A 14824-nucleotide genomic window follows, 5' to 3' on the forward strand; every position below is an offset into this window, starting at 1 on the left:
GGGGCGGGAGTGCTCCGTTCTAGGATACGCATATGTTTGATGTAACGAAGAAATCGATGCAGTGGGGCGAGGAGACGCTGACACTGGAAACCGGCAAGGTTGCCCGTCAGGCCGACGGCACCGTGATTGCCACGCTGGGCGAAACCAGCGTCATGGCCAACGTGACCTTTGCCAAGAGCCAAAAACCCGGTCAGGACTTTTTCCCGCTGACCGTACATTACCAAGAGAAATATTATGCCGCCGGTAAGGTTCCGGGTGGCTTCTTCAAGCGCGAGGCGCGCCCGACCGAGAAAGAGACGCTGACCGCGCGTCTGATCGACCGTCCGATCCGCCCGCTGTTCGTTGACGGTTTCAAAAACGAAGTTCTGGTGATGTGCACCGTGCTGAGCCACGATCTGGTCAATGATCCCGACATCGTTGCGATGATCGCCGCGTCGGCTGCGCTGACCATTTCCGGCGCGCCGTTCATGGGCCCGATCGCCGGTGCCCGCGTTGGTTTCGTGGATGGCGAATACGTCCTGAACCCGACCGTGGACGACATGCAGGACCTGCGCCTGAACCCTGAACAGCGTCTGGATCTGGTTGTTGCCGGTACCAAAGACGCCGTGATGATGGTTGAATCGGAAGCCTATGAGCTGTCCGAGGCCGAAATGCTGGGTGCGGTGAACTTTGCGCATGAGCAGATCCAGCCGGTCATCGACCTGATCATTTCGCTGGCCGAAGACGCCGCGAAAGAGCCGTTCGAATTCGTCGCACCCGATTACTCGGAGCTTTACGCCGCCGTGTCGGCTGCCGGTGAAGAGCAGATGCGCGCCGCGTTCGCGATCACCGACAAGCAGGAGCGCACCGCCGCTGTTGCCGCTGCCCGTGAAACGATCAAAGAAGCGCTGACCGAGGAACAGCTGGAAGACGCCAACCTTGGTTCGGCGATGAAAAAGCTGGAAGCCGGCATTCTGCGCGGTGACGTCGTCAAGGGCGGCAAGCGCATCGACGGTCGATCGACCACCGATGTTCGCGCCATCGAAGCCGAAACCTCATTGCTGCCGCGCACCCACGGCTCTGCCCTGTTCACCCGCGGTGAAACCCAGGCGCTGGCCGTGACCACGCTGGGCACCGGCGACGATGAGCAGTTCATCGACGCGCTGCACGGCAACTTCAAATCGAACTTCCTGCTGCATTACAACTTCCCCCCCTATTCGGTTGGTGAAGTGGGCCGCGTGGGTTCGCCCGGCCGTCGCGAAATCGGCCACGGCAAGCTGGCATGGCGCGCACTTCAGGCGGTTCTGCCTGCGCCGACCGACTTCCCCTATACCATCCGCGTGGTGTCCGAGATCACCGAATCCAACGGCTCCAGCTCGATGGCGTCAGTCTGCGGCGGTTCGCTGTCGATGATGGATGCGGGTGTTCCGCTGAAAGCCCCGGTTGCCGGTGTGGCCATGGGCCTGATCCTGGAAGATGACGGGTCTTACGCAGTTCTGACCGACATCCTGGGTGACGAAGACCACCTGGGCGATATGGACTTCAAGGTTGCGGGTACTGCAAACGGCATCACCTCGCTTCAGATGGACATCAAGGTCGCGGGCATCACACCTCAGATCATGGAAACCGCCCTGGCACAGGCCAAGGACGGTCGGATGCACATTCTGGGCGAGATGGGCAAAGCCCTGTCCGAGACCAACGAGTTCTCGGTCCACGCACCGCGTATCGAAACCATGAACATCCCGACCGACAAGATCCGTGAAGTGATCGGTTCGGGCGGCAAGGTCATCCGCGAGATCGTCGAGGTTTCGGGTGCCAAGGTCGACATCAACGACGATGGCGTCATCAAGATCGCATCGCCCGATGGGGAATCGATCAAGAAGGCTTATGACATGATCTGGTCGATCGTGGCCGAGCCGGAAGAAGGTCAGGTCTATACCGGCAAGGTGGTCAAGATTGTCGATTTCGGTGCCTTCGTGAACTTCTTTGGCAAGCGGGACGGTCTGGTCCACGTGTCCCAAATCGAAAACCGCCGCCTGAACCATCCGTCGGATGTTCTGAAGGAAGGTCAGGAAGTGAAGGTCAAGCTGCTGGGCTTTGACGATCGCGGCAAGGTCCGCCTGTCGATGAAAGTGGTCGATCAGGAAACCGGTGAAGAGATCGTTCCCGAGAAGAAAGAAAAGAAAGAGGAAAGCGCCGAGTAATCTGCCAACCCTTAGATTGAATGCGAAAGGCCCCGGTTTCGACCGGGGCTTTTTTTGTACGTGCGGTCAAGAACACCGGGTGTCCCGTGGCTTGGTAAATCAAATGTTAACACTTCATGCGTGTATTTACTCAACCATAAGGATGATCATGTTGCATTCAGGGATGCTTTTCGACCGTGGCCTCGATTACCGTTTTCGAAATCAGCGCAGACCCCTACAGCAATAAAAGCGTCGACATAACCGCCGCATATTCCGTTGATATCACCGACAATGACGCCCTGTTGCAGGATCCTGACCCTGACAGCGCGCAGCTTGACCTGTCGGCCCTGCCCGGTTTTTCCGGGACAAGCCAGAATTTCAGCACCTTCGAAAGCTATTCGGGAACGGTGAACGGGGCGCCTGTCACCTTCATTCTGGTTCAGTTCTCGAATCCGCGCTACATCATCGTCACCTCGGGTCAGGCACAGTTGAACGATACCATCTCGGGGACCAGCTTTGGCGGGACGGCAGCGCCAACCACCTATCAGACCTTGCCGTCTTTCGTGTGTTTCACCGCCGGGTCCCTGATCCGGACGCCCGTCGGGCTGCGCCGGGTCGAGACGCTGAACCCCGGCGACCCGGTTGTCACCGCCAAGGGCCATACCCGCCCGGTGCGCTGGATCGGCAGGCGTCGCTTGTCAGCGCAGGAGTTGCAGCAGGACCCTCATCTCTGCCCGGTACGGATCATGGCGGGGTGTTTCGGGACAAACAGCCCAAGCCGTGATCTGGTCGTCTCGCCACAACACCGGATCGCCGTCACCTCGGCGATGATGGAGCTGATGCATTGCGAGACCGCGATGCTGGCCCCGGCCAAGGGGCTGATCAATGGGCGGACAATTGTTCAGGAGCTGCCCGCGCAAGGGGTCGAATACGTCCATATCCTCTTTGACCGGCATGAGCTGGTGAACGTCGAAGGGGTCTGGTCCGAATCCTTCTATCCCGGTGACACGACATTGGGCGCGATGGCACCGGCCACAAGGCGCGAGCTGTTTACCCTGTTCCCGGATCTGGCCTGCGGTGCCGGTGGCTATGGATCAACCGCGTTGCCGGTGCTGAAACCCTTTGAGGTTCGGGTGCTGAAGGCGGATCTGACGCTGCCCTGCTGGTCATCGGTCCCGAACACATCTGCGCACGCCGCCTGACAGGGGTGCCGATCAGTGGGCAACCCCGCCGGGGCCGTGTTTCAGTAGATGCCACTGGCCATAGCTGTCCTTCAGGTCCAGCTTGATCGCGGCATCAGAGCGGGTCGAGGCGCTGCCGATCTCGGCAATGGAAAACTCGATTCCGCCGGGGATATCGATGCGCACCCGATGCGCGCCGCCGCCATGTGGGGCCTGGATCGGCTGTCCGGTGGATTTCAGGACATCACCAACGGTAACGCTGGCCGTGCGTTCTTCGAGGTCCATCTCGAATTCGATCGGCAGGTAGAGCGTGTCATGGACCGTCTCGCACATTGCCCTGAACACGTACCAATGCGTCGCCATTTCTTCGGTTTCTTCGCCGTGAAAGACCTTTTCCAGCGCGTCGCGCTGTGCCGGGGTTGCTGCGGGATCGACGATCACCTGCATCTCGCCGCCGCCTTCAAAGATCGGCCCCGGCCAGGCATAGATCAGCGCGGCCTTGGTCCCGCTGAGGTCGGTGTCGCCGAAATGCCCTTTGGTCACCTCAAGCACTTCGAACCCCCGGCAATCGCCATGGGTCGGCAACTCTTCGAACTGGCAGGGGCAGGCATAGCCGCAATTGCAGTTCCCGAAACTCTCTCCTTCAACATACCAATCTGTAAAAGCCATGGTCTTCTCCCGCTAAGTACAGTCCGACAGCCCGAGGTGATTGGTCTTATGCCTGAGTTTTGCCCCGGAACATCTTATCACAAATTGCCCCGAACCAGAACCTGAGGGCCGTGAGACGGCAGATGAACGGGCCTGCCCAGCCCCGGATCTATTCATTCACGCGCGTCCAAAACCCTGTGAAACGAAGTGATAACCCCGCGCCTTTCCTTTCCGCCAAGCCCGCCCACATCGAAGCCAAGCAGAGTTTGGAGCAACGGAGACAATCATGATCAAGCACGTTTTACTTACCTCAACGGCCCTCGCCGTCAGCGCGACGGCGCTTGCCGCGCAGAGCCTGGGCGACGGCACCTATGTTCAGGGCTTTGTCGGGTACAGCCAGCTGCAGGACAGCGATTTCGCGGGCACGATCGGCGGCGCGCCGCAATCGGTCGACACGGAGTTCGACGCGGGGTTCGGTCTGGGCGTGGCCATCGGCAAGGAGATCCCGCAATGGTCCAATGACAGGTTCGGCACGCGGATTGAGCTGGAGCTGTCTTACCGCGACAGCGACGTGGATGGTGTGAACTTCTCGGGCAACGGGCCGGGGGCCGAGGGCAATATCTCGGGCGATGTCACGCAGACCTCATTGTTTGCCAATGTGTTGTTTGATTTCAAACAGACGGGTGCGCTGACGCCCTATGCCGGGTTTGGCCTGGGGGCCACCTATTCGGATCTGGATTTTGCCTATGGGCCGGGTGTGGTGCTGGATGACAGCGACACCACCTTTGCCGCGCAGCTGATCGCCGGTGTGGCTTACGAGATCAACCCGTCAACCGCCTTTACCGTCGACGCCCGCTATGCCCGCGCCTTTGACGTCTCGTCGCGGCGACTGGCCCCGAACGGCGCGTTGACCGGCATTGTCGAAGACGATCTGGATACGTTCAGTGTCAATTTCGGGCTTCGGTACAAGTTCTGAGGTCTAGGGGCAGGTTTCTCTCAGGTTATCCTGCCCCCGCCTGCTTCATCTGGCCCCAAATATCCTCGGGGGGAATCGTGCCGGCAGGCGCGATGGGGGGGCAGACAGCCCCCCTGACCCGGGAACCGCCTCAGGACGGCGCTTTGGTCTTGCGCAGATAGGGGAAGATCGTCTCGAACGCGCCGAATTTGGCCTTGGCGTCTTCGTTCGACACAGAGGGTGGGATGATCACGTCTTCACCCGGCACCCAGTTGGCAGGCGTTGCGACACCTTTCGACGACATCTGCAACCCATCCAGCGCGCGCAGGATTTCCGCAAAGTTGCGACCCACGGTCATCGGATAGGTCATCGACAGTTTCAGCTGCTTGTCCGGGCCGATAATAAAGACCGACCGCACGGTGGCGCTGTCAGCCGGGGTGCGGCCATCGGGCAGGTAAGCTTCGGCAGGCAGCATGTCGAAGGCTTTCGACACGGCCAGACCGTCATCAGCGATGATCGGGAAACTGGGATTGGCCTTGCCGTATTCCTCGATGTCCTTCTTCCATTTCTTGTGGTCTTCAACACCGTCAACCGACACGCCGATCACCTTGGTGTTGCGCGCGGCCCATTCGTCGTTCAGCTGCGCGACGGCCGAGAATTCGGTGGTGCAGACAGGCGTGAAATCCTTGGGGTGCGAGAACAGAATGGCCCAGCTGTCGCCAATCCAGTCGTGAAACTGAATGGTGCCCTGATCTGTTTCTGCGGTGAAGTTCGGGACCGTATCGTTGATGCGCAAACCCATGGCTACTTCCTTTCCTGTTGAAAATCCGAGTCGATTGCCTGAAACCTAATCACTTTGTGCGAAGGTTAAACCTTTCATCGTGGTCGCGGCCAAGGAATTCGCCGGTTTCACTGGAAAAATAATTTGATCAAATTATCTATTGCCCCCTCTTCGCTTGGGTGACAGAGTGTCGGCGAACAGCCGGATTCTAGCTGAACCGACAGGAGGGCTCAGGATGATCGAAAAGCGGAATTTCTATATCAATGGTCAATGGGTCGCGCCGTCGCAACCCAATGATTTCGAGGTCATCAACCCCTCGACCGAGGAGCCGTGCGCGGTGATCTCGCTGGGTGGGCAGGCCGACACGGATGCGGCGGTTGCCGCCGCCAAGGCCGCCCTGCCGGGCTGGATGGCAACGCCGGTGGAGACCCGCATCGCACTGGTCGAGAAGCTGATCGACATCTACCAGACCCGCGCGGAAGATCTGGCGCAGGCCATGTCGCTGGAAATGGGTGCGCCGATTGACATGTCGCGCAGCCAGCAGGTTGGTGCAGGCACATGGCATTTGCAGAACTTCATCCGCGCGGCCAAGGCGTTTCAGTTTGAACGCCCTCTGGGGGATCACGCCCCGAATGACCGGATCATCTATGAGGCGGTTGGCGTGGCCGCATTGATCACGCCCTGGAACTGGCCGATGAACCAGGTCACGCTCAAGGTCGGTGCGGCGGCGATTGCGGGCTGCACGATGGTTCTGAAACCATCCGAGCAAAGCCCGCTGAATGCGATGATCTTTGCCGAGATGATGGACGAGGCAGGGTTCCCGCCCGGTGTCTTCAATCTGGTGAACGGCGATGGCCCGGGCGTTGGCTCGCAGCTGTCGGGTCATCCCGACGTGGATATGGTCAGCTTTACCGGCTCGACCCGTGCGGGTACGGCAATTTCGAAGAACGCGGCGGAAACGCTCAAGAAAGTGCATCTGGAGCTGGGCGGCAAAGGCGCCAATGTGGTCTTTGCCGATGCCGATGAAAAGGCTGTCAAACGCGGCGTGCTGCATATGATGAACAACACCGGCCAAAGCTGTAATGCCCCCAGCCGGATGCTGGTGCAGCGCCCGATCTATGATCAGGCCGTTGAGATCGCCGCCGAGGTCGCCAGCAAGGTCACGGTGGGCAATGCCGCGGACGAGGGCCGCCATATCGGACCCGTCGTGAATGAGGTTCAATGGACCAAGATTCAGGACCTGATCCAGAAAGGTATCGACGAAGGGGCGCGGCTGGTCGCGGGCGGCACCGGACGCCCTGAGGGGCTGAACAAGGGCTATTATGTCCGCCCCACGGTCTTTGCCGATGCCAACAACCAGATGACCATCGCGCGCGAGGAAATCTTTGGCCCCGTCCTGACCATGATCCCGTTCGACACCGAGGAAGAGGCTGTCGAGATCGCCAATGACACGCCTTATGGCCTGACCAATTATGTGCAGACGCAGGACAAGGCGCGCGCCAACCGCATGGCGCGGGTTCTGCGGTCGGGCATGGTCGAGATGAACGGCCAGTCGCGCAGCGCGGGCTCTCCGTTTGGTGGGATGAAGCAATCCGGCAACGGGCGCGAAGGTGGCGTTTGGGGGCTGGAAGACTTTCTGGAAGTCAAATCCGTCGGCGGCTGGGCGGCTGAATAATCCACCCAGCGCAATGCAAGATGAGAGGGCGGGGCAACGCGGTTGCCTCGCCCTTATTATGTCAGACAGGCCGCACCACTAGCTGGGGTTCCCCGTCGGACGTATGGCGACGGGAACGACCGTCCCAGCCAATCTCTCCAGTCACGCGCTGGCGATAGGCCGAGAAACTGTCGAACCGGACCACATCGACAGGCGTGTCGAACTGTAGGGTCACCCGGCGGTGTGCACCGTCCCCCAGCATTGTCAGACCACGAATTTCCGCCGTGAACGGCTGGCCCAGGTATCGACCTTCGACCCGGTCGCCCACGCGCAAGCGCATCCGGTTGCCCGCCATCGCGTGCAATGTGTTCCAGTCGCGCACCCCATGTTGATGAGCCACCAGTTCCAGCGCCTGACCGTGCGACAGCTGAACGCCGGTGTCGTGCAGTTTCCGTCGCAGGCGTTTGGCCTGTTCTTTCAGCTCCTCCAGCGGAGCGATGTCTTGTGACAGTGTCATGTTTTGCCTCGTTTCCTTGAACGGGCGCGAGTTTAGGACGGGGTTCGCATTACCATCCGCGCGCCGGGAAAGGGCAACAGATGTTTGTTCAACCGGGTTTCACCAAAGCCTATGGCCGCGAACGGCAGGGGACCCGAACCTGCGTTGCTTTTTGGCAGCGGTCGGGCCTTCTGTCAATCAGGCGTCGGCCTGCGCCGCCTCATAGGCCAGCATGGCCCTTTTGACCGGCAGACCCCAGTGATAGCCGCCCAACCCCCCTGATTTGCGCAGGGCGCGGTGACACGGGATCAGCCAACTGACCGGGTTTCGCCCGACCGCCGTGCCCACGGCGCGCACGGCCTGCGGCGAACCCACGCGCTGCGCGATCTCGGAATAGGTCGTCACCTGCCCCGACGGGATGTGCATCAGTGCTTCCCATACCTTGATCTGCAAGGGCGAGCCGATCAGGTAGAGCGGCGTCGGCTCTAACCGGTCGCGGGCCGTGCCGAAAGCGCTGAGAACCCAGGGGCGCAGACGCATGGTATCTTCGACATAATCCGCGTTGGGCCAGCGCGAGACCATATCCTCCATCGCCGCCTTCTCTCCGGTTTCGGCCCCGAAGGCGATGCCGCAGATCCCCTTGTCGGTGCCCATGACCAGCGCGGGACCAAAGGGGCATTCAAACCAGCCCCAGTAGATCGTCAGACCCGTGCCCTTGCGGGCGTATTCGCCGGGGCTCATGGATTCCCATTTCAGAAACAGATCATGCAGGCGGCCACTGCCGGACAGGCCGACATTATGGGCGGTTTCAAGCGTGGTGAACCGTTCGCGCAGCAGCGCCTTTGCATGGCCCAGCGTAAGGTATTGCTGATACCGTTTTGGCGACACACCAGTCCAACGCGAGAACAGGCGCTGGAAATGCGCCGGGCTCATATCCATCTGGCGGGCCAACTCATCGAGGCTGAGGGTTTCACCGCCCTGATCAATCAGGTCGATTGCCCGGCGCATGACGTTATAGTGGTATCCGCTTTCGGGGGTCTGGACGTTCATGGTTGCACCTCGTTGTCTGGCACAAACCATAGCGCGCGCGACACGCTGCCGCGACCCGGAACTTGCGCATTGGCTTTGGGCTTGTGTCGCGGCCCCTCGGGCGGCATTAAGGCCCGGATGGCAAAGCAACTCGACTATCATACGATCCGCGAGATCTTTACGCGCTTTCAGGAGGCCGACCCCGAACCCAAGGGTGAGCTTGAGCATGTGAATGTCTACACGCTGGTCGTGGCCGTGGCGCTGTCGGCGCAGGCAACCGATGCGGGGGTCAACAAGGCCACGCGCGAATTGTTCAAGATCGCCGATACGCCGCAAAAGATGCTGGATCTGGGCGAGGAGGGCCTGATCGAGCATATCAAGACCATCGGACTGTTCCGCCAGAAGGCCAAGAACGTCATCAAGCTGAGCCGTATTCTGGTCGAAGACTATGGCGGTGAAGTCCCAAATTCCCGTGCAGCGCTGCAATCGCTGCCGGGTGTCGGGCGCAAGACCGCCAACGTTGTGCTGAACATGTGGTGGCGGCAGCCGGCGCAGGCTGTGGACACGCATATCTTTCGCGTCGGCAACCGCACCGGCATCTGCCCTGGCAAGGACGTGGACGCGGTCGAGCGCGCCATCGAAGACAACATCCCCGCCGATTTTCAACTCCATGCGCATCACTGGCTGATCCTGCATGGCCGGTACCATTGCAAGGCGCGCAAGCCGCAATGCCCGACCTGCATCATCCGTGATCTCTGTCAATTCGAGGACAAGACATTATGAAAACCTACCAGCTGACCGGTATCGGAAATGCCGTTGTGGACGTGATCTCGCAGGCCGATGACAGTTTCCTGGAACTGATGGGCATTGAAAAGGGCATCATGCAGCTGATCGAGCAGGAGCGCGGCGAGCTGCTGTATGCCTCGATGGAGGGCCGGGTACAGACGCCGGGCGGGTCTGTTGCCAACACGATTGCGGGCGCGGGTGCGCTGGGGTTGGATGCCGCCTTTATCGGGCGGGTGCATGACGACGCGCTGGGCCGGTTCTATGCGGATGCGATGAACGAAGATGGCGTCGATTTCGTGAACCCGCCTGTTCCGGGCGGGGAATTGCCGACCTCGCGCTCGATGATCTTTGTCTCGCCCGATGGCGAGCGGTCGATGAACACCTATCTGGGCATCTCCTCGGAACTGTCGTCGCATGACGTGCCCGATGAGGTCGCCGGAAGCAGCCAGATCATGTTCCTTGAGGGCTATCTGTTCGACAAGGAAAAGGGAAAGGCCGCGTTTCTTGAGGCCGCGCGCGCCTGCCACAGGGGCGGCGGCAAGACCGGGATCGCCATTTCCGACCCGTTCTGCGTGGAACGGCACCGGGTCGATTTCCTGCTGCTGATCGAGAATGAGCTGGATTTCGTCATCGGCAACGAGGCCGAAATCAAATCGCTGTTTGAAACCGACGATCTGGAAGAGGCGCTGATCAAGACCGCCGAGATTTGCCCGCTGGTGGTTTGCACGCGATCGGGTGACGGGGTGACCGTCCTGAACGGAGGCTCACGCATCGACGTGCCGGTCAAGAAGATTGTCCCTGTAGATGCAACAGGTGCCGGTGACCAGTTCGCTGCGGGGTTCCTGTACGGAATGGCCACCGGACGCGACTACGAGACCTGTGCCAGGATCGGCAACGTCTGTGCCCGCGAGGTTATCAGCCATATCGGCCCGAGACCCGAGGCGGATATGCTGGAATTGTTGCGGGAAGAAGGGTTGCTTTGAGTCCAAGGTGGACTACGTCAACTCTCATCTCAGAAGGGAACTCGCAATCTTGTCGGCTGCAGCTTCATTCAGCCTTAGGTGGCTTGTTCCTTAAAAATTACCGCATAGCGAGGTGCGAAATATTTGACGAAGGCTCTAACTTCAGGTCGTCGGTAGGCATCTGGTGAAACCAACAACAAATGTGGCGCTGACAGCTCCTCGATCTCGTCGAAGCACCTGATGAGGGTTTTGTCCGGCTCAAGCAACTTCACGTTGCTTATTCCCAACCCTTGACCCGCCCTGATCGCCGAATGCACTAAGTCCAGTTCGCTATAGGTCGCCACAATCTGCTGGGGCTCAATGCGTTCAACTAACCAATGGTGAAAAACGTTGGGGACGTCCCCTCTTTGGAACGTGACGAACCTGTGGCCTTTCAAATCCTGAGATGAGGTGGGTAATCCAAATTCCTGCTCATAACTTTTCCCACCAAACAGCGACCACTTCGCGTCGCTAATCTTCCTTGAAATCAAATTTTGGTCAGGTTCAGTCCGCACCAATCGTAGCGCTATATCTGCTTCACCTGCCATCAGGTCCAGAGCTCTCACTGAAGGCAAGAACTCAAACGCTATGCCGGGGTTACTTGCTGAAAATTCATTGACAATATCGACCATTCGCGGCGAGAAGTTCGCTGAATATGCAGTGATACGAATGGGTTTTGTTGCCGCCAATTCACCTGCATGTCTGGCAAACATATTTGCTGCGGCTTCGAGTGTCTCGGCGCTCTTGACGAGATTGAGTCCGTTTTTCGTGAGTTTGAAGCCTCTGGTGTCACGCTCGAACAGAACTAGTCCGGCTGCATGTTCCAATGCATCAATACGCCTAGCCACAGTTGGTTGGGCCATGCCGAGTTTGCGAGAAGCGGCCAGCGTCGACCCCTCTCTGACGACCATCAGAAAAACGCGTACATCGGACCAGTTCCAATTCTCGCTCTGCATTTATGTAGAACAGCACAATTTCAAGCACGATACCAGAAGGTGATGCTGGCCAATAACCTGAATGGAGAACCCATGAACCAAGGTGGCTAACGATGACTTTGCACATCACCCCACAACTCGATACTTGGAAACCTTTCAGATTGTTGCACAAACTGTTTGAACGTATCCCTGATCCTTCACGGTACTGCGAGAATGACCATGAAGCGGCACGACAACGACGGGAGTTCATTCAAGAAATGATGCAAAGCCACCCGGAAGCATTTCAAAGTGAATTGGACGTTCAGTACCTGATGCAATGCTACCCATCTTGGTTTTGAACGTGGCTCCAATGGGAGTGCGAAGGTTTGTGTATTGTTGCGTGTCCGTTTCGTCCCGCTTAGCGGAACAACCTGAAAAGCATCCCTAGCGATCAGAGTTCGTTTAGATAGTCGGAAAAAGCCTCGACCACGCGCTCATACACATCGCGCTTGAAGGGCACGATTTCGGCGATCAGCCGGTCGGGCTCCTGCCATTTCCAGCGGGTGAATTCCGGGTGGTCGGTTTCGATGTTGATCTGATCGTCGGCGCCGGTGAAGCGCAGCAGGAACCATTTTTGTTCCTGCCCGCGATAGCGTCCTTTCCAGATGTGGGGCACGATGTCATAGGGCAGGTCATAGGGCAGCCAGCCCTCGGTTTCGGCGATGACTTCGACCAGATCAGCTGTGACCCCGGTTTCTTCCCACAGCTCGCGCAGGGCCGCGACGCGGGGGTCTTCGCCCTTGTCCACACCGCCCTGCGGCATTTGCCAGGCGTCCGCGTGGCGGTCGTTGCGCTGTCCCACGAAAATCTTGCCCTCGGCATTCATCAGCATCAGCCCGACGCAGGGGCGATAGGGCAGTTTGGCGATTTCTTCGGGGGTCATGCGCGGCCTCATCGGGTTGTTCCGCCCACCTCTAGCAATCACCGGCGCCACAGCAAAGAGGGTGACGTGGGGTTTCGCGTGACAAAGTTTACGCGAACGTCAATCTATCACGCAAATTCAGGAGGGAGAGTTCCGCCATGACTGCGTACCCGAATATGCTGGCCCCGCTGGATCTGGGCTTTACCACGTTGAAAAACCGCGTGCTTATGGGCTCGATGCATACGGGGCTTGAGGAGACCGGCGACTGGAACCGGGTGGCCGAGTTCTATGCCGACCGGGCGCGGGGCGGCGTGGCGCTGATGGTGACGGGCGGGATTGGTCCGAACCTTGAAGGCTCGGTCCTGCCGGGGGCTTCGATGATGGTGAGCGACAAGGACGTGGCGCACCATTCCATCGTGACGCAGCGCGTACATGAAGCGGGCGGCAAGATCGCAATGCAGATCCTGCATGCGGGGCGCTATGCTTACGGGCCGAAATGCGTGGCCCCCAGCCCGGTGAAATCGCCGATCTCTCCGTTCCCGCCCACTGAGCTGGATGAAGAGGGCATCGAGAAGCAGATCAGCGATATTGTCAACGCCGCCGTACTGGCGCAAAAGGCGGGTTATGACGGGGTCGAGATTATGGGGTCGGAGGGGTACTTCCTGAACCAGTTCCTTGTGACCCATACCAACAAGCGCACCGACCGCTGGGGCGGATCTTATGAGAACCGGATGCGTCTGCCGATCGAAGTTGTGCGCCGCACGCGCGAGGCGGTGGGCACCGATTTCATCATCATCTACCGGCTGTCGATGATCGATCTGGTCCCCAACGGCTCGACCCATGACGAGGTGGTGCAACTGGCGCAGGAGATCGAAAAGGCCGGGGCCACGATCATCAATACCGGCATTGGCTGGCACGAGGCGCGGATTCCCACGATTGCCACCAGCGTGCCGCGCGCGGCCTTTGCCTGGGTGACCAAGAAGCTGATGGGCAAGGTGGGGATACCGGTGATCACCTCGAACCGGATCAACACGCCCGAGGTGGCCGAAGAGGTTCTGTCGACCGGTTGCGCCGACATGGTCTCGCTGGCCCGTCCGATGCTGGCGGATGCGGATTTCGTGGCCAAGGCGATTGCGGGTGAGGCCGCAAAGATCGCACCTTGCATTGCCTGCAATCAGGCCTGTCTGGATCACACGTTCAGCGGCAAGCTGACCTCATGCCTCGTGAACCCGCGCGCCTGTCATGAGACGGAGCTGGTGATTGAACCGGCTAAAACGCGCAAATCCATTGCCATTGTGGGGGCAGGCCCTGCCGGTCTGTCGACCGCAATGATCGCGGCCCAGCGCGGCCACGACGTCACCCTGTTCGACCGCGCTGATGAGGTCGGCGGGCAGCTGAACATGGCCAAGCAGGTGCCGGGGAAAGAAGAATTCTGGGGACTGGTCGACTGGTACCGCACCATGATGGATGATCTGGGCGTGAAGGTGGAACTGAACCGCGAGGTTGGCGCAGATGACCTGACCGGCTTTGACGAGGTGGTCATCGCCACCGGCGTAAGACCGCGTGATCCGCAGATACCGGGGCAGGATCGGAACAACGTGCTGAGTTACATCGACGTGCTGCGCGGCAAGGCCGAGGTTGGCAAGTCTGCTGCCGTGATCGGGGCCGGTGGCATCGGCTTTGATGTGTCCGAGTATCTGCTGGAAGAGGGTCACAGCGCCACGACCGACCTGCCGCTATGGATGAAGGAATGGGGCGTGACGGACCCGGCTGAACACCGTGCGGGGTTGGCGCCCGAGGGGCCGCAACCCAGCGCCCCCGCGCGTCAGGTCACCTTGTTGCAGCGCAAGAAACAGGCGCACGGCAAAGGTCTTGGCAAAACCACAGGCTGGATTCACCGGGCAACACTGAAGATGAAGAACGTCAAATTCGTGGGTGGCGTGAATTATGAGCGCATCGACGATGACGGCTTGCATGTCAGCTTTGGCGAAGAGCGCGCGGACCCGACGGTGATCGCGGCCGACACCATCGTGCTGTGTGCCGGTCAGGTGTCCGAACGGTCACTGGCGGACGCGCTGATCGAGCGGGGCATCACCCCCCATGTGATCGGGGGTGCGGATGTCGCCGCCGAACTGGACGCCAAGCGCGCGATCAATCAGGGCACGCGGCTGGCAGCGGAATTCTGATCGCCCGGCTTAACGTTTCCCAGTCGGACAGCGCGAGTTTTGCACCCAGAGCGCCAAAGGCCGTTGCAAAACTCCGCCTGATCCACGTCATCACCGTCGGACGGGGGAT

Annotated in this window: 13 protein-coding genes; 7 read left to right on the forward strand and 6 right to left on the reverse strand. The window is 59.7% G+C overall.

The window, feature by feature from the left end:
- Positions 1-32 precede the first annotated feature (32 nt).
- Both pnp and ACR0NZ_RS07585 read left to right on the forward strand, forming a co-directional pair.
- Positions 33-2183: a polyribonucleotide nucleotidyltransferase gene (pnp, locus tag ACR0NZ_RS07580; RefSeq protein WP_480493947.1), complete on the forward strand. Its 2151-nt coding sequence runs from the start codon at positions 33-35 to the stop codon at positions 2181-2183.
- A gap of 176 nt (positions 2184-2359) precedes the next feature.
- Positions 2360-3364: a Hint domain-containing protein gene (locus ACR0NZ_RS07585; protein WP_480517984.1), complete on the forward strand. Its 1005-nt coding sequence runs from the start codon at positions 2360-2362 to the stop codon at positions 3362-3364.
- Between the two features lie 12 nt (positions 3365-3376).
- On the opposite strand, the gene ACR0NZ_RS07590 is transcribed toward ACR0NZ_RS07585, so the two are convergent.
- Positions 3377-4012: a DUF1326 domain-containing protein gene (locus ACR0NZ_RS07590; protein ID WP_480482813.1), complete on the reverse strand. Its 636-nt coding sequence runs from the start codon at positions 4010-4012 to the stop codon at positions 3377-3379.
- A gap of 265 nt (positions 4013-4277) precedes the next feature.
- Between ACR0NZ_RS07590 and ACR0NZ_RS07595 the strand changes: the two genes are divergently transcribed.
- Positions 4278-4967, forward strand: a complete 690-nt coding sequence (locus ACR0NZ_RS07595; RefSeq protein WP_480517986.1) for an outer membrane protein — start codon at positions 4278-4280, stop codon at positions 4965-4967.
- Between the two features lie 130 nt (positions 4968-5097).
- Here ACR0NZ_RS07595 and ACR0NZ_RS07600 read toward each other — a convergent pair whose 3' ends face one another.
- Complete coding sequence (locus ACR0NZ_RS07600; protein ID WP_480517988.1) at positions 5098-5748, reverse strand: peroxiredoxin; 651 nt, start codon at positions 5746-5748, stop codon at positions 5098-5100.
- A 214-nt stretch (positions 5749-5962) separates the two neighbouring features.
- Here ACR0NZ_RS07600 and ACR0NZ_RS07605 point away from each other — a divergent pair, with 214 nt between their 5' ends.
- Positions 5963-7402: an aldehyde dehydrogenase family protein gene (locus ACR0NZ_RS07605; RefSeq protein ID WP_480474264.1), complete on the forward strand. Its 1440-nt coding sequence runs from the start codon at positions 5963-5965 to the stop codon at positions 7400-7402.
- A gap of 61 nt (positions 7403-7463) precedes the next feature.
- Here the strand turns inward: ACR0NZ_RS07605 and ACR0NZ_RS07610 are convergent, their stop codons facing one another.
- Together ACR0NZ_RS07610 and ACR0NZ_RS07615 are read right to left on the reverse strand one after the other, a co-directional pair.
- Positions 7464-7898 carry a glyoxalase superfamily protein gene (locus tag ACR0NZ_RS07610; RefSeq protein WP_480474265.1) on the reverse strand — a complete coding sequence of 145 codons (435 nt, stop codon included), beginning with the start codon at positions 7896-7898 and terminating at the stop codon, positions 7464-7466.
- 177 nt (positions 7899-8075) lie between these two features.
- Complete coding sequence (locus ACR0NZ_RS07615) at positions 8076-8927, reverse strand: bifunctional helix-turn-helix domain-containing protein/methylated-DNA--[protein]-cysteine S-methyltransferase (RefSeq protein ID WP_480474266.1); 852 nt, start codon at positions 8925-8927, stop codon at positions 8076-8078.
- Between the two features lie 117 nt (positions 8928-9044).
- Here ACR0NZ_RS07615 and nth point away from each other — a divergent pair, with 117 nt between their 5' ends.
- Entirely contained in the window at positions 9045-9689 is a 645-nt protein-coding gene (nth, locus tag ACR0NZ_RS07620; protein ID WP_209505105.1) for an endonuclease III, read from the forward strand.
- Positions 9686-10675, forward strand: coding sequence for an adenosine kinase (locus ACR0NZ_RS07625; RefSeq protein WP_480517990.1), 990 nt, complete (start codon positions 9686-9688; stop codon positions 10673-10675). Before nth ends, ACR0NZ_RS07625 begins: the two co-directional genes overlap by 4 nt.
- A gap of 74 nt (positions 10676-10749) precedes the next feature.
- Here the strand turns inward: ACR0NZ_RS07625 and ACR0NZ_RS07630 are convergent, their stop codons facing one another.
- Both ACR0NZ_RS07630 and ACR0NZ_RS07635 read right to left on the reverse strand, forming a co-directional pair.
- A complete protein-coding gene (locus tag ACR0NZ_RS07630; RefSeq protein WP_480517992.1) occupies positions 10750-11649 on the reverse strand; it encodes a LysR family transcriptional regulator in 900 nt (299 codons plus the stop codon).
- 409 nt (positions 11650-12058) lie between these two features.
- Entirely contained in the window at positions 12059-12550 is a 492-nt protein-coding gene (locus ACR0NZ_RS07635) for an RNA pyrophosphohydrolase (protein WP_480517994.1), read from the reverse strand.
- A gap of 137 nt (positions 12551-12687) precedes the next feature.
- On the opposite strand from ACR0NZ_RS07635, the gene ACR0NZ_RS07640 reads away from it, so the two are divergent.
- Positions 12688-14715: an FAD-dependent oxidoreductase gene (locus tag ACR0NZ_RS07640; RefSeq protein WP_480517996.1), complete on the forward strand. Its 2028-nt coding sequence runs from the start codon at positions 12688-12690 to the stop codon at positions 14713-14715.
- The last annotated feature ends 109 nt before the right edge of the window (positions 14716-14824 follow it).

It is taken from the genome of Ruegeria sp. AE3 (assembly GCF_056542225.1).

What these genes read in the sequence shown, in the direction of transcription:
- pnp (WP_480493947.1), top strand. Translation starts at nt 33, where the DNA reads ATGTTTGATGTAACGAAGAAATCGATGCAGTGGGGCGAGGAGACGCTG.
- ACR0NZ_RS07590 (WP_480482813.1), bottom strand. Translation starts at nt 4,012, where the DNA reads ATGGCTTTTACAGATTGGTATGTTGAAGGAGAGAGTTTCGGGAACTGC.
- ACR0NZ_RS07595 (WP_480517986.1), top strand. Translation starts at nt 4,278, where the DNA reads ATGATCAAGCACGTTTTACTTACCTCAACGGCCCTCGCCGTCAGCGCG.
- ACR0NZ_RS07600 (WP_480517988.1), bottom strand. Translation starts at nt 5,748, where the DNA reads ATGGGTTTGCGCATCAACGATACGGTCCCGAACTTCACCGCAGAAACA.
- ACR0NZ_RS07605 (WP_480474264.1), top strand. Translation starts at nt 5,963, where the DNA reads ATGATCGAAAAGCGGAATTTCTATATCAATGGTCAATGGGTCGCGCCG.
- ACR0NZ_RS07610 (WP_480474265.1), bottom strand. Translation starts at nt 7,898, where the DNA reads ATGACACTGTCACAAGACATCGCTCCGCTGGAGGAGCTGAAAGAACAG.
- ACR0NZ_RS07615 (WP_480474266.1), bottom strand. Translation starts at nt 8,927, where the DNA reads ATGAACGTCCAGACCCCCGAAAGCGGATACCACTATAACGTCATGCGC.
- nth (WP_209505105.1), top strand. Translation starts at nt 9,045, where the DNA reads ATGGCAAAGCAACTCGACTATCATACGATCCGCGAGATCTTTACGCGC.
- ACR0NZ_RS07625 (WP_480517990.1), top strand. Translation starts at nt 9,686, where the DNA reads ATGAAAACCTACCAGCTGACCGGTATCGGAAATGCCGTTGTGGACGTG.
- ACR0NZ_RS07630 (WP_480517992.1), bottom strand. Translation starts at nt 11,649, where the DNA reads ATGCAGAGCGAGAATTGGAACTGGTCCGATGTACGCGTTTTTCTGATG.
- ACR0NZ_RS07635 (WP_480517994.1), bottom strand. Translation starts at nt 12,550, where the DNA reads ATGACCCCCGAAGAAATCGCCAAACTGCCCTATCGCCCCTGCGTCGGG.
- ACR0NZ_RS07640 (WP_480517996.1), top strand. Translation starts at nt 12,688, where the DNA reads ATGACTGCGTACCCGAATATGCTGGCCCCGCTGGATCTGGGCTTTACC.